This is a genomic window from Brevibacterium antiquum, from assembly GCF_016107655.1.
Lineage (GTDB): Bacteria > Actinomycetota > Actinomycetes > Actinomycetales > Brevibacteriaceae > Brevibacterium > Brevibacterium antiquum.
The window spans coordinates 234,055-248,541 of the sequence record NZ_JABASX010000008.1 but is presented as its reverse complement, the minus strand read 5'-3'; the positions used below and the strand labels follow the sequence as shown (position 1 = coordinate 248,541).

The 14,487-nt window shown below is 64.6% G+C and carries 12 protein-coding genes; 8 read left to right on the top strand and 4 right to left on the bottom strand.

Going from position 1 to position 14,487, the window contains the following annotated elements; translation table 11 throughout:
- Positions 1–152: 152 nt before the first annotated feature.
- Positions 153–1,151, top strand: a complete 999-nt coding sequence (locus JFC13_RS14910) for a DUF559 domain-containing protein (RefSeq protein ID WP_198397842.1) — start codon at positions 153–155, stop codon at positions 1,149–1,151.
- 79 nt (positions 1,152–1,230) lie between these two features.
- Here JFC13_RS14910 and bcp read toward each other — a convergent pair whose 3' ends face one another.
- Together bcp and JFC13_RS14900 are read right to left on the bottom strand one after the other, a co-directional pair.
- Positions 1,231–1,698, bottom strand: a complete 468-nt coding sequence (gene bcp, locus JFC13_RS14905; RefSeq protein ID WP_198397841.1) for a thioredoxin-dependent thiol peroxidase — start codon at positions 1,696–1,698, stop codon at positions 1,231–1,233.
- Positions 1,699–1,741: 43 nt separating this feature from the next.
- A complete protein-coding gene (locus JFC13_RS14900) occupies positions 1,742–2,938 on the bottom strand; it encodes a glycerate kinase (RefSeq protein ID WP_198397866.1) in 1,197 nt (398 codons plus the stop codon).
- 263 nt (positions 2,939–3,201) lie between these two features.
- On the opposite strand from JFC13_RS14900, the gene uraD reads away from it, so the two are divergent.
- From uraD to aceE, 4 genes are all read left to right on the top strand, one after another.
- Complete coding sequence (uraD, locus tag JFC13_RS14895; protein ID WP_198397840.1) at positions 3,202–3,696, top strand: 2-oxo-4-hydroxy-4-carboxy-5-ureidoimidazoline decarboxylase; 495 nt, start codon at positions 3,202–3,204, stop codon at positions 3,694–3,696.
- Positions 3,693–4,016 carry a hydroxyisourate hydrolase gene (uraH, locus tag JFC13_RS14890; protein ID WP_198397839.1) on the top strand — a complete coding sequence of 108 codons (324 nt, stop codon included), beginning with the start codon at positions 3,693–3,695 and terminating at the stop codon, positions 4,014–4,016. The genes uraD and uraH overlap by 4 nt, the downstream gene beginning before the upstream one ends.
- 187 nt (positions 4,017–4,203) lie before the next feature.
- Positions 4,204–5,088 (top strand): factor-independent urate hydroxylase, encoded by an 885-nt coding sequence (pucL, locus tag JFC13_RS14885; protein WP_198397865.1) that lies wholly within the window; start codon positions 4,204–4,206, stop codon positions 5,086–5,088.
- 66 nt (positions 5,089–5,154) lie between these two features.
- Positions 5,155–7,908: a pyruvate dehydrogenase (acetyl-transferring), homodimeric type gene (gene aceE / locus JFC13_RS14880; protein WP_198397838.1), complete on the top strand. Its 2,754-nt coding sequence runs from the start codon at positions 5,155–5,157 to the stop codon at positions 7,906–7,908.
- Positions 7,909–8,095: 187 nt separating this feature from the next.
- On the opposite strand, the gene JFC13_RS14875 is transcribed toward aceE, so the two are convergent.
- The gene (locus JFC13_RS14875; protein ID WP_198397837.1) at positions 8,096–8,881 is read right to left on the bottom strand and encodes an IclR family transcriptional regulator; all 786 of its coding nucleotides are present in this window, start codon (positions 8,879–8,881) and stop codon (positions 8,096–8,098) included.
- Positions 8,882–9,122: 241 nt separating this feature from the next.
- Between JFC13_RS14875 and JFC13_RS14870 the strand changes: the two genes are divergently transcribed.
- The 3 genes from JFC13_RS14870 (at position 9,123) to JFC13_RS14860 (ending at position 12,812) form a co-directional block, all read left to right on the top strand.
- Positions 9,123–10,502, top strand: coding sequence for an NAD-dependent malic enzyme (locus tag JFC13_RS14870; RefSeq protein WP_198397836.1), 1,380 nt, complete (start codon positions 9,123–9,125; stop codon positions 10,500–10,502).
- 105 nt (positions 10,503–10,607) lie between these two features.
- Complete coding sequence (locus tag JFC13_RS14865) at positions 10,608–11,915, top strand: DUF6986 family protein (protein ID WP_198397835.1); 1,308 nt, start codon at positions 10,608–10,610, stop codon at positions 11,913–11,915.
- A gap of 72 nt (positions 11,916–11,987) precedes the next feature.
- Positions 11,988–12,812: a bifunctional allantoicase/(S)-ureidoglycine aminohydrolase gene (locus tag JFC13_RS14860; RefSeq protein WP_198397834.1), complete on the top strand. Its 825-nt coding sequence runs from the start codon at positions 11,988–11,990 to the stop codon at positions 12,810–12,812.
- A gap of 136 nt (positions 12,813–12,948) precedes the next feature.
- Here JFC13_RS14860 and JFC13_RS14855 read toward each other — a convergent pair whose 3' ends face one another.
- Positions 12,949–14,424 (bottom strand): malate:quinone oxidoreductase, encoded by a 1,476-nt coding sequence (locus tag JFC13_RS14855; RefSeq protein ID WP_198397833.1) that lies wholly within the window; start codon positions 14,422–14,424, stop codon positions 12,949–12,951.
- Between the last annotated feature and the right edge of the window lie 63 nt (positions 14,425–14,487).

Genomic DNA, 14,487 nt, shown 5'->3' with positions numbered 1-14,487 from the left:
TACCTGACGGCGGCCCAGCAACCTTGCGCAAGGTTGCTGGGCCGCCGTCAGGTAGTTGTTGGGGATGGGCGCGAGATGGGCTGACGCTGAAGTTTTCCACAATTTGATTTATTCTATTGTGGTTTGATGATATCTGATGCAATTTGGTAGGTATGCATCTCTATCTGGCGACCGACAAACTCTATCGGCTGGGCTTCACCAAGGATGAGATCCGGCGAGCGGAGCGGTGCTGCCTCTCACGGATCGCGCGAGGTCGCTATGTCGCGACCTCGGTCTGCGACGATCCACGACACTACGCGATCTGGAGCGCGCTGTCGGAGGACGACGTCAACGCTCTGGCATTGCGCGGGAACATGCGAGATGACGTGGATCGGCTGCGCTTGCTCATCCGGGCACGGGCCGAGAAGATCAATGCCGCGTCCGGGCGCAATCGCGTGACTAAGGGAAGGGAGGTGTTCTCCCACCTTTCGGCCGCGCTGATCCACGGGCTGGACCCCAGCTATCCGGCCACGTCTCGTGTCGAGGTGCTTCGACCGAATGTCAGTCGGAAATACCGGTATCTTCACGTTCGCAACCGAGAAGTACCGGTGGACCAAAAAGCTGTGATCGGCATGTACTCCGCGACCACCTTGGAGAGGACACTCATCGACGTGGCCCGAGACTATGATCTCGACCTGGCCGTGCCATTGATCGACGAGGCCATCAGGGACGGGCGGACATCCAAGAGCCGCCTCGGCGATCAGCTTCTCCTGTGTCCTGAGATTCGCGGCGCCGGTGCAGCCAGACAAGCCATCGACCTCTCCGACAGTCGGCGAGAGGCCCCGTCGGAATCGATTGCCGCGGTCCGCTTCTTCGAGCACGGCATCGGAGGATTCGAGCCCCAGGTCGAATTCATCGACGAGAGCGGGCGAATGCTCGCCAGGGTGGACTTCTGCAATGTCGACGCGAAGGTGATCGTTGAAGTCGACGGAATCGAGAAGTACTTCGTGGATGATGATGTCCGCGGGAATATCGCGAAGGAGAAAGCCAGGGAATCGGCACTGGAGGCGAGGGGCTACAGAGTCATCCGTCTCACCTATGGGCAGTTGTTCCAATCGCAGCCCTTTGCCCACATCCTCAATACGGTCGCAGCCCGTCTCAGGCAGCGCTGACAACTACCTGGCGGCGGCTCAGCAACCTTGCGCAAGGTTGCTGGGCCGCCGCCAGGTAGTTGGGAGGGGAGAGGGGAGGTCAGGCGCCGAGCTTCTCGCGGAGGCGGGCGACGTGGCCTTCGGCGTCGACGTTGTATTCGACGTCGGAGAGAGTTCCGTCTTCGGCGATGACGAAGGTTGAGCGCAGGGTGCCTTCGAAGGTGTTGCCGCCCACCGTCTTCTCACCGAACGAGCCGTACGCCTGCGCCAGCTCCGCACCCGGATCAGAGAGCAGCGGGAAGGTCAGCTGCTGGTCGTCGGTGAACGCCTGCAGAGCCTCGGCGTCATCGGGGGAGACGCCGAGCACCTGGAACCCGGCAGCGGCCAGGGACGAGAGGTTGTCGCGGAAGTCGCAGGCCTCGGTGGTGCAGCCAGGCGTCGCGGCCTTCGGGTAGAAGTAGAGGATGACCTTCTGCCCGGCGAAGTCCGCCTTCGAGTAGGTCTTTCCGCTGGCATCGGCCAGAGAGAAGTCCGGTGCGGTCTGTCCGACTTCGAGCTGTGTGCTCATGGTGGTGAGTCCTTTCGTAGGTGACTGCTGGTGTCTTTGGTGGTCAGTTCTGTTGCGCGCCCGTGACGCTTGCTCTCGCGCCCGCGACGCCAGTGCCCGAGCCCGCGCCCACGAGCGCGCACGCGTGGGCGGCGGCGGCCTCGATGAGTTCCTCGGCGCGGTCGGAGAGCTCGGCGAGGTCGGCGGGGCCCGGCGCGATCGAGAGGGCCGCAGTGATGCCGGCCTCGCGGCATTCGGCTGGGCTGAGGGCGACCCGGCCGGCGATGACGATGATCTTCGCCGAGGCGGGGGCATGGTCGCGCACGGCCGCGACGACCTTCCCGCCCAGAGACTGGGTGTCGAAGGATCCTTCGCCCGTGAGCACGATGTCGGCGGCGGCCAGGGCCTCGGTCAGTCCCACGGCCTCGGCGACCATCGTCGACCCGGGTACGACCTCGGCGCCCAGCAGGCTCGTCAGGGCCAGAGGGATGCCGCCGGCGGCACCGAACCCCGGTGTCGCCGCCAAGGACTCAGCATGGGCAGCCGAGTCGGCGAGCACCTCGGCGAGGTGGGCCAGTCCGGAGTCCAGGACGGCAACGGACGCCGCATCGGCGCCCTTCTGAGGACCGAAGACTGCGGCGGCACCACGAGGGCCGGTGAGCGGATTGTCGACGTCGACGGCGATGCGCCAGCGGACCTCGCGGGCACGCGGATCCAATGCGGAGACATCGACGCTGGCCAAGGATGACAGCCCGCCGCCACCGGGAGCGATGGGCGCACTGGAGGAGTCGGTGAAGGCCGCGCCCAAGGCCGAGGCGATGCCGACGCCGCCATCGGTGCTCGCCGAGCCGCCGATGCACAGCAGGATCTCCTCCACACCCTGGTCCAGGACGTGGCGGGCGATGAGGCCCACGCCGAATGTATCGGCGCGCTCGGGCGCGAGGGCGACGTCGGAGACCTGGGGGAGGCCATTGGCCTGAGCCGCCTCGATGACTGCGGTCTTCCCATCAGCGGAGATGCCGAACAGGGCTGTCGTCGGCCGGCCCAGCGCATCGACGACCTCGATTGAGCGAGCCGGGGTGTCCCACACGGCCAGCAGGGCATCGAGGGTTCCCTCACCGCCGTCGGCGAAGGGCAGGTCGGTGATCTGCGAGTCGGGGAACACCTGGCAGGCACCGCGAGCCAGGGCGGCAGCGGCAGCGGGGGCGCCGGCCGAACCCTTGAAGGAATCGGGCGCGCAGACGATCGTGGGTGCTTCCATGCTCATGACGTCATTCAACCTCATTGTCGAGAAAACGATGGCCAAGTGCCCAGAACGCGGACTGCGCGAGGGACTCTGCCATCATTATCCGCTTTGTGGAATAACTTTTCCAAATCCTCCGGAGAAGGCCGCTGACGTCGACCACAGAATTTGACTTAGCGCGGACCTGGGGTCAAACTCGAAGCAGTTAAATGGAAACAGTCTTCCGTGATGTGAAACACATTCTCAGTGGTTCAGCATCTCGATTTTCTCAGGAGGTCAATGTGGACCTAGGCGAGTTCAATCAGCTGTCGATCGATGAGGCCCGCGCGACTCTGCGCCCGTGTCTCGATGTCGACCGGTGGATCGACGGGGTCGTCGCAGCGCGGCCGTTCTCCACTGTGCAAGCCGCCCTCGAGGCTGCCCGCACCAGCGCGACCCCACTGACCGATGACGAGATCAACCAGGCCATGTCCCACCATCCCCGGATCGGGGAGAAGGCCGAAGGCTCTTCCGCCGAGGCGGCTCATTCCTCCCGCGAGCAGGCTGGCCTGGGTTCTCTCGACGGTGACATCCAGGATCGACTCGCGGCGGGCAACGCCGCCTACGAAGAGCGCTTCGACCGCGTCTTCCTCATCCGCGCGGCCGGCCGCAGTCCCGAGGAGATCCTCGCCGAACTTCAGCGCCGCATGGCCAACAGCGACACTGACGAACTCGCCGAGGTCGGCGAGCAGCTGATCCAGATCGCCGCACTCAGACTCGAAGGACTCCTCGCATGAGCTTCATCTCCGCCCACGCTCTCGACTCCACGCTCGGCACCCCTGCCGCCGGCCTCGAGGTCACGCTCTACTCCGGAACAGAGGTGCTCGCCAACGCCCGCACCGACGGCAACGGTCGTGTCTCGGAATTCGGACCGGACCACCTCGGCGCCGGTGACTATCGGATCGTATTCTCAACCGGTGCCTACTTCGAGACCCAGGGGCAGGATCACTTCCACCCTCAGGTGACGATCGACTTCACGGTCAAGGCAGGCGAAGCGCACTATCACATACCATTGCTGCTGAGTCCGTTCGCGTACAGCACCTACCGGGGAAGCTGAGCGGACGGCACCACCCATAAGACATCAGGGGAAGCAGGCCCCCTGCAGGATCATGATCCTCAACAAACCGCCGAAGTTCGCCGGGTTCGACGCCCGGCAACCTCGCAAATCAATTGGTCACAGCGGCCATGTCGGACTCGGTGACGAGCGCGGCGCGGCCGTTGGCACAGGCAACAGGAGCAAGAAGATGAGCAAGGTGAAACTGACGACGAATCAGTACGGCAAGGCGGAGAATCGTCTGATGAGGGTCTACCGTGACTCCGAACGTCACGAGATCCGCGACCTCAATGTCACCTCCCAGCTGTGGGGCGACTTCGAGACCGCGCACACCGAGGGCAACAACGAACACGTCGTCGCCACCGACACCCAGAAGAACACGGTCTTCGCCAAGGCCAAGGAGCTCGGAGTGACCTCACCCGAGCAGTTCCTCCTCGGGCTGGGCGAGCACTTCACCTCCAGCTTCGACTGGGTCACCGGCGGACGCTGGGCAGCCGAAGAGTACGGCTGGTCGCGCATCAACGATCACAACCACTCCTTCTACAAGTCAGCGCCGGAGACCCGCACCGCGGTGCTGACCCGCGACGGCGACACCACCACCCTGATCTCCGGCTTCTACGGGCTGACCGTGCTCAAGACCACCGAATCAGGCTTCGTCGGCTACCCGAAGGACAAGTACACGACCCTGCCGGAGACCGACGACCGCATCCTCGCCACCGACATTGCGACCCGCTGGATCTACAACACCACGGATCTCGACTTCGAGGGCGTGTACAGGCAGGTCAAGGAGATCATCCTCGACTCGTTCACCGACCACTACTCGCATGCCCTGCAGCACACCCTGTACCAGATGGGTGAGAAGGTCATCGAGGCTGTGCCGGAGATCGACGAGATCCGCTTCTCCTGCCCGAACAAGCACCATTTCCTCTACGACATCGAACGCTTCGGCTTGGAGAACCCGAACGAAGTGCTCATCGTCGCTGATCGGCCCTACGGGCTGATCGAGGCCACCTTCACCCGTGACGGGGTGGAGGAGAACAAGGACGCCTGGGCGCAGATCGCCGGCTTCTGCTGATAATTTCCATTGTCGGGTCCACGGGAACACCATCCCGTGGACCTGACGTGTTTGAGAGGGAGAACTATGACCCAGGACACAACCTCGGCGATCCCGAGGGGAACCGGTGACGAAGAGATCGACGAGTGGCTCGAGTCCTGGGAGGGACTCGTCAACCAGCGTGGAACCCTGCGTGCGGCCGAGATCATGGAGGCCCTGCGCCGACGTGCCGCATCGAACTCGGTGGCCCAGCCCAAGGTCACGACCACGGACTACGTCAACACGATCCCGGCCGATCAGGAACCTGCCTACCCAGGCGATGAGCGCCTCGAGCGCAAGTACCGCAAATGGCTGCGCTGGAACGCCGCGATGCTCGTCCACCGAGCCCAGCGTCCCGAGATCTCCGTCGGCGGACACATCTCGACCTACGCCGGTGCCGCGACCCTCTACGAGATCGGGTTCAACAACTTCTTCCGCGGCCAGGACCATTCCGGCGGCGGCGACCAGGTCTTCTTCCAGGGTCACGCCTCACCCGGCATGTACGCCAGGGCATACCTCGAAAACCGTCTGAGCGACAAGCAGCTCGACGGCTTCCGGCAGGAGGCTTCGAAGGCCCCCAACGGGTTGAGCTCCTACCCGCACCCGCGCCTGATGCCCGACTTCTGGCAGTTCCCGACCGTGTCGATGGGTCTGGGCCCGATCAACTCGATCTACCAGGCGCAGATGAACCGCTACCTGCACAACCGCGGCATCAAGGACACCTCCGATCAGCGCGTCTGGGCCTTCCTCGGCGACGGCGAGATGGACGAGCCGGAGTCACGCGGCGCGCTCCAGCTGGCCGCGAACGAGGGCCTTGACAACCTCACCTACGTCATCAACTGCAACCTGCAGCGACTTGACGGACCGGTGCGCGGCAACGGCAAGATCGTGCAGGAGCTCGAAGCGGTCTTCACCGGCGCCGGCTGGAACGTCATCAAGGTCCTCTGGGGTCGCGAATGGGACTCCCTGCTCGATGCCGATCACACCGGCGAGCTGGTGAGGATCATGAACGAAACCCTCGACGGTGACTACCAGACCTTCAAGGCCGAGTCCGGCGGATTCATCCGCGACAACTTCTTCGGCCGCTCACCGGTGACGAAGGGCCTCGTCGAGCACCTGAGCGACGACGACATCTGGAACCTCAAACGCGGCGGTCACGACTATCACAAGGTCTACGCCGCCTACGAGCAGGCCGTGAACACGAAGGGCAAGCCGACCGTCGTCCTCGTCCAGACGGTCAAGGGCTACGGCTTGGGCACGACCTTCGAGTCGCGCAATGCCACGCACCAGATGAAGAAGTTCACGGCCGCCGACGTCAAGGCCTTCCGTGATCGGATGGACATCCCGATCACCGACAAGGTCATCGACGAAGACCCCTACGCGGTGCCCTACTACCACCCGGGCAACGACGCTGAAGAAGTCCAGTACATGCTGGAGAAGCGGTCCAAGTTGGGCGGATTCCTGCCCAATCGCAAGCCCGAGAACAGCAAGAAGACCCTGCCTGCCGTGTCCGACAAGGCCTTCTCGCAGACGAAGAAGGGCTCGGGCCATCAGCAGGCCGCGACCACGATGGCCTTCGTGCGCCTGCTCAAGGACCTCATGCGCGAGAAGGGCATCGGGAACAGGATCGTGCCCATCATCCCCGATGAGGCCCGGACCTTCGGCATCGATGCATTCTTCCCGACCGCGAAGATCTACAACCCGAACGGGCAGAACTACCTGGCAGTCGACCGTGAACTGTTCCTGTCCTACAAGGAGGCGACCTCGGGTCAGCTGCTCCACGTCGGCATCAACGAGGCCGGTGCGGCCGCGGGATTCACCGCCGCCGGAACCGCGTACTCGACGCACGGTGAGCCGATGATCCCGATCTACGTCTTCTACTCGATGTTCGGGTTCCAGCGCACCGGCGACGCCTTCTGGGCCGCCGGGGACCAGATGACCCGCGGGTTCATCATCGGCGCCACAGCCGGTCGCACGACGCTGACTGGTGAGGGCCTGCAGCACGCTGATGGTCATTCTCCTGTGTTGGCCGCGACCAACCCTGCGGTGCGGATCTACGACCCGGCCTACGGATACGAGATCGGCCACATCATGCGTGATGGCCTGCACCGCATGTACGGCGAGCACGACCTCGGCGATGACGCCCGCAACGTCATGTACTACCTGACCGTGTACAACGAGCCGATGCTTCAGCCGGCCGAACCCGAGGATGTCGACGTCGATGGGATCCTGCGGGGCATCCATCGGGTGGCAGATGCCGGCACCGGCGCCGAGGCGGGGGCCGGGAATCGTCCGCAGGCTCAGCTGCTCGCGTCGGGAGTCGCAGTCCCGTGGGCACTTGAGGCCCGTGGTCTGCTGGCTCAGGAATGGGGCGTGGATGCGGCCGTCTGGTCGGTGACCTCATGGGCCGAGCTGCGCCGCGATGCGCTGAAGTGCGAGGCCGAGAAGCTCGAGAACTTCGAAGCCGAGCCGCGGACGCCCTATGTGCGCGAGCGCCTGGGCGCCGAGGCCGGGCCGATCGTCGCCACGAGCGACTTCGACTCCACTCAGCCGGACCTCATCCGTCCGTTCCTCAGCCAGGACTTCGCGACTCTGGGTGCCGACGGCTTCGGGTTCTCAGACACGCGCGCCGCCGCCCGGCGCCATTTCAAGATCGATGCGCACTCGATGGTCGTCCGGACCCTGCAGCTGCTGGCCGACCGCGGCGAGATCGCTCGTTCGGTGCCGGTTGAGGCAGCGAAGAAGTATCGCCTGAACGAGGTCAACGCAGGAACCTCAGGCACCGCCGGAGGCGATTCCTGACCCCGGCAGCCTGAGCGGCGCGGCCCCGGCGCTGGCGTGGCCGCGGCGCTCGCTGAGGCGCGGCGCTCGCTGAGGCGCGGCGCTCTGCAGTGAAAAACGGGTGGTGTGTCGAGAAACGTGATTGCACATACGTTTCTCGACACGCCACCCGTTACTGAGTATTCAGGTCTGGCGGGCGTGCTGCCGTTCAGGCTCCGCCGCGCATGTCTGCTGAGATCGCCTCGGCTGCTGATCGCAGCAGCGGGATGGCGCGATCTGAGAAGGCCTGGTCGACGCGGCTGATGGGTCCGGACACGGAGATCGCCAGGGGAGCGGGAGCATCGGGGATCGACATCGCGAAGCAGCGCACACCCAGCTCCTGCTCCTGCTCGTCGATCGAGTACCCGCGGTCGCGGATGCGCACGAGCTCGGCCTCGAGATCCGAGACGGTGCCGATGCTGTACTGCGTGGGCGTCGGCATTCCCGCAGTTGTGACGATGTGACGAACCTGCTCGGAATCGAGCCCGGCGAGCATTGCCTTGCCCACTCCGGTGTCGTGCATATGGGCACGGCGGCCCACCTCGGTGAACATCCGCATCTGGTGCTGTGAGGCCACCTGATCGACGTAGACGACCATGTCTCCGTCGATGGTCGCGACGTTTGCGGACTCGCCGAGTTCGTCCACGAGCGTGCGCAGGTAGGGGCGCGCGATGGCGCCCAGCTGGGATCCAGCGAGGTTGCCCAAGCGGATCAGGCCCGGCCCCAGGGCATAGCCGCGGTTGGGCAGCTGACGCACCACGCCGAGGTTGACCAGAGTATTGAGCAGGCGGTGAATCGTCGGGAGGGGAAGGCTCACCTCGGCGGCAATATGACTCAGCGTGGCAGAGCCGGAGGAGTTCGCGATGCATTCGAGGAGCCCGAAGGCGCGCTCGACGGACTGGACGCCGCCCTTCGTCTGGCGGATCGCGGGGGCCTTCGTATCATTGCTGGTCATCCCAGTTCCTCTTCCTCGTCCATTGGATTCGTGTTCTTTGGATCCGTATTCATTGACTTGTGTGGCAGCTCGACGATGAGTGCCGACGGCATGAAAACCAGCATCGCTGTGCGAAACTGCTCCTCAGTCTAGTCCTGAAATGGAAGAAAGTTTCCGTTCACGAGCAGTCTGGCTAGATTTTCCACTATACAGAAGATATTATCCGTACTACGGAAAAGACTTATCAGAGAGGATAACTCCCATGGCTGTTCCAAGCCCCGGATACTCAATCACTCTTCGAGTGGAGACTGCGGTCGGTCGGACATCGACGTCCGACCTCGTGGCCGCCGCTGCCGCCACCGGCGCCGCGATCACCGCGCTCGACGTCGTCGAATCCACCCCGCATACGGTGATGATCGACGTCAGCGCCGATACCCGCGATGTCGCACACGCCGACGAGGTATCGGCTGCACTCGATACGCTCGATGGAGTCGAGGTTCACAAGGTCTCCGACCGGACCTTCCTGCTCCACCTCGGCGGCAAGCTCGAATCCACGCCCAAGGTGCCTCTGCGCAACCGCGACGACCTCTCCCGTGCCTACACTCCGGGTGTGGCCCGCGTGTGCATGGCCATCGCGGAGAACAAAGCCGATGCCCGTCGTCTGACGATCAAGCGCAACACCGTGGCGGTCGTCACCGACGGCACCGCAGTGCTGGGCCTCGGCGACATCGGGCCCGAAGCGGCGATGCCGGTGATGGAGGGCAAGGCAGTGCTGTTCAAGCAGTTCGCAGGCGTCGACGCCTGGCCCGTGGCACTGGACACGAAGGACACCGAGGAGATCATCTCGATCTGCAAAGCCATCGCTCCGGCCTACGGCGGAATAAACCTGGAGGACATCTCGGCGCCGAGGTGCTTCGAGATCGAGGCCAGGCTCCGCGAAGAACTCGACATCCCGGTCTTCCACGATGACCAGCACGGTACCGGCATCGTCACGCTCGCCGCGCTGAAGAATGCGCTCAAGGTCGTTGGCCGGAAGCTGGAGGATCAGCGCATCGTCGTCTCCGGCGTCGGTGCTGCGGGCAATGCGATCATCCGGCTGCTCCAGGTCGCGGGTGCGAAGAACATCATCGCCTGCGGTCGCAACGGCGCGATCGGACCGAATTCGACCGTCGACACCGAACACAAGGTGTGGCTGCAGGCCAACACGAACCCCCAGGGCTTCGAGGGCACATTGAAGGAAGCCGTCGCCGGCTCGGACGTGTTCATCGGCGTCTCCGCCCCGAACGTGCTCGACGGCAGCGACATCCAGGCCATGAACAAGGACGCGCTCGTCTTCGCAATGGCCAACCCCGACCCCGAGGTCGACCCCGCCGAGGCGCTCAAATACGCCGCCGTCGTGGCCACCGGACGCAGCGACTACCCGAACCAGATCAACAACGTGCTGGCCTTCCCGGGCATCTTCCGCGGGCTCCTCGACGCCGAGGCGACCGACATCGACGAGAACATCATGGTCGCCGCGGCGGACGCGATCGCTTCGTGCATCCCCGAAGACGAACTCCATCCGGGCTACGTCGTCCCGTCGGTCTTCGACCCCGACGTGGCGAAGAAGGTGGCGGAGGCTGTCGCCGCTGTCTCCTCCTGATCTTCGACCGGTCTCCTGAAACAGGGGGCCGGTCGCTGTTTTATGAGAGACAATGTTGGAAGACCAGTCCTCCCGCGCAATGATGCTACGAAAGAGAATGTGAAATTGGATCAATCAACGTTGGCCGACATCGACTCACTCCTGGCGGACACGGACGAGCTGCTGAGTACGCGCTATCCCGGTGAGCGCGAGGTCCGGCAGCCCGTGCACACCGTCTACGTCCCCGGGCACCTCTCGTCCCCGGCCCTGCCCCGCGAATGGGGTGAGCAGGCGCTCGACTTCGTCGAGGCCAACGGCGGGATGGTCCAACTGGCCGAACGGGTCATCATCGCCTCCCGCAAGGAGACGCTGGCCCCCGACAGCCAGACGATGCCGAATCTGCACCAGGTCGCCCGGGAAGCGGAGATGCTCGCCGAGGCTGTCACCAAGAAGCTTGCCGTCGAACCGATCGAGGACCTGCGGATGGACTTCGAAGACGGGTTCGGAGATCGTGGTGATGCGACCGAGGACGACTGTGTCCGCCAGGCCGCGTGCAACGCGATCGCAGGACTGAGTGAGACGGGCGCACCGGCGTTCTTCGGCATCCGGTTCAAATGCATGGAGGCCGATACCCGGGCGCGCGGACTGCGCACCTTGGACCTGTTCCTCGCCGAGGTGATCGCCGCCCACGGATCCCTGCCCAAGCAGCTGGTCCTCACTCTGCCGAAGGTGAGCACCGTTGACCAGGTGTCCGCCATGGTCCTTGCCTGCCGTGCGCTGGAGGCCGAGCACGGTCTGGCCGAGGGCTCGATCACCTTTGAGGTGCAGGTCGAGACCCCGCAGCTCATCCTCGGCGCCGACGGCACTGTGCCCCTGGCTCCGGTCCTCGACGCCGGTGCCGGGCGCATCACCTCCCTGCACTACGGCACCTACGACTACTCGGCATCGATGGGTGTTGCCGCTGCCTATCAGGCCATGGACCACCCGGTGGCCGACTTCGCGAAGAACCAGATGATGCTCGCGGTCGCCGGCACCGGCGTCCACCTCTCCGACGGTTCGACGAACATCATGCCCCTTGGCGAGCCCGAGGAGATTCAGCGAGCCTGGAGCCTGCACGCCGGACTGGTCCGCAGGCACCTCAAGCGCGGCATCTACCAAGGGTGGGACATGCATCCGCACCAGCTGCCCACACGCTTCCTCGCCACCTTCCGCTTCTACCGCGAGGGGGCCGAACGTGCGGCGACCCGACTGCGCAACTACGTGTTCCAGGAGGACTCGGCCGTCCTCGACGAGCCGGCGACCGCGCGGGCGCTGGCCCGCTACCTGGGCCGTGGACTGTCCTGCGGTGCCCACACCGAGGAATTCGTGACGGATCGGACGAAGATGTCGATTGCGACCCTCAATCACATCGCCGCCACCGGCGCGCCCGAGTGACCTGCCGGCAACCTCGGCGACACACAACCACCTGGTACTGACCACCCCCGTTCCGAAGGAGAACACGCACACATGACGACTGCCGACCCCTACACCTACTTCGCGCCGACCGGAGGGCACCCGCCGCAGACGGACCTGCTCACAGACCGTGCGATCGTCACTGAGGCCTACACGGTGATCCCACGCGGAGTCATGCGCGACATCGTGACCTCGAACCTGCCCGAATGGACCGGGACCCGTTCCTGGGTCCTGAGCAAGCCGGTGGCCGGGGGCGCGGTGACGTTCTCGCAGACCATCCTCGAAGTCGCCCCGGGCGGTGGCGCCGAGAAGCCGGAGCCGCAGGTCGAGGTCGAGGGGTTCATCTTCCTCATGGCCGGCGAGCTCGAGATCACCCACGAGGGTCAGGCCCACACCCTGACGCCGGGCGGTTACGGGTTCCTGCCCGCCGGTTCGACGTGGAGTGTGAAGTCCACCGGCGCCGAGGCGGCACGCTTCCATTGGATCCGCAAGCGCTACCAGCCCGTGGCCGGACTGAACCCGGAGGCCAAGTTCGGCCAGGAGTCCGATGTCGAACCCGCAGCGATGCCGGGCACCGACAACCGGTGGCGCACGACGCGTCCGTTGGATCCGGACAATCTGGCCTACGACATGCACGTCAACATCGTGACCTTCGAACCCGGTGCCGTGATTCCCTTCGCCGAGACCCACGAGATGGAGCACGGCCTCTACGTGCTCGAGGGCAAGGCCGTCTACCGTGTCAACGGAGACTGGGTCGAGGTCCAAGAGGGTGACTTCATCTCGATGCGCGCCTTCTGCCCGCAGGCCTGCTACGCCGGTGGACCGGGCCGCTTCCGCTACCTGCTCTACAAGGACGTCAACCGCCAAGTCGAGCTGTAGCCGGGGTGAACGCAGTAACCGCTTGCCGGAAGTGCCTGGGTAGAGCACAAGTGACGTGCTCTGGCACTTCTGGCAAGCGGTTACTGCATTCGGTCGGCTGCGCGGCTGCGTGGCTGCGCCGCCGGCTGTCAGCCGATCAGATCAGCTGCAGGGTGCGCGCGGTGTACTCGGAGAGCTCCTTGAGCAGGGTCTCGTCGTCGGCGAGGCTGCGGCCCAGCGAAGGCACCATGTCCTTGATGGAGGGCTCCCAGCCGCTGTACTGGCGAGGGAAGCAGGTCTTGAGCAGGTTGAGCATGATGGACACTGCCGTCGATGCACCGGGCGAGGCGCCCAGGAGAGCGGCGATTGAGCCATCGGCGGAGGAGATGAGCTCGGTGCCGAAGCTGAGCACACCGCCCTTCTTCGGATCCTTCTTCATCACCTGCACGCGCTGACCGGCCTGGATGAACTCCCAGTCGCTGGGGTCGATGTTCGGGATGAACTCGTGCATCGATTCGAAGCGGGCCTTCTTCGACGCGGCCAGCTCGGAGACGAGGTAGGTGACGAGGTCTGTGTTGTCCTTGGCCACGTTGAGCATCGTGGGCAGGTTGTTCCCGCGCACCGAGAAGGGCAGGTCGGTGAAGCGGCCGCCCTTGAGGAACTTGGGGGAGAAGCCGGCGTAGGGTCCGAACAGCAGGTAGTCCTTGCCGTCGACGACACGGGTGTCGAGGTGAGGCACCGACATCGCCGGGGCGCCGAAGGATGCCTGGCCGTAGACCTTGGCCTGGTGGCGGGCGACGAGGTCGGGGTTCGAGGTCCGCAGGAAGATGCCGGAGACAGGGAAGCCGCCGTAGCCGCGGCCCTCGGGGATACCCGACTTCTGCAGCAGCGGCAGAGCACCGCCGCCAGCGCCGACGAAGACGAACTTCGCGTTGACCTTGTGGGTCTCATGGGAGAGCAGGTCCTTGACGGTGACGATCCAGCCGTCGGAGGAGCGTTCGAGGTCGGTGACCTGGTGGCTGGTGCGGATCGTGGCACCCTTGTCGCCGACATAGTTGAGCAGCTGGTGCGCCAGCGATCCGAAGTCGACGTCCGAGCCGATCTTCGTGCGCGAGATGCCGTTGACCTGACCGGGTCCGCGGCCCTCGAACATCAGCGGCAGCCACTCGGCCTGGGTGTCCGGATCGTCGGTGTACTCCATCTCGGAGAACAGCGGATTGCGGACCATCTGCTCGTAGCGGTTCTTGATGTAGTCGCGTCCCTTCTGACCACGGCCGTAGCTGATGTGAGGGACCTGGTTGATGAAGGACTTCGGCTGTGCCAGGACGCCGTTGTCGACGAGGTGCGACCAGTACTGGCGGGAGTGATGGAACTGCTCGTTGATCTGCGAGGCCTTCGCGAGATCGATGTGGCCGTTCTCGTCCTCAGGAGTGTAGTTGAGCTCGCACAGGGCGGCGTGACCGGTGCCGGCGTTGTTCCACGGATCGGAGCTCTCCTCGGCGACATAGTCGAGCTTCTCGTAGACCCGGATATCCCATTCGGGCTGAAGTTCGGTCAGCATGGCACCAAGAGTGGAGCTCATGATGCCGCCGCCGATCAAGACAACGTCAACCTTTTCCTGCGTTGAGGGCATTTCGACTCTCATCCTTCGTCACTGACTACATGTATTCGCCTCACAGACTACTCTCCGCGTCAG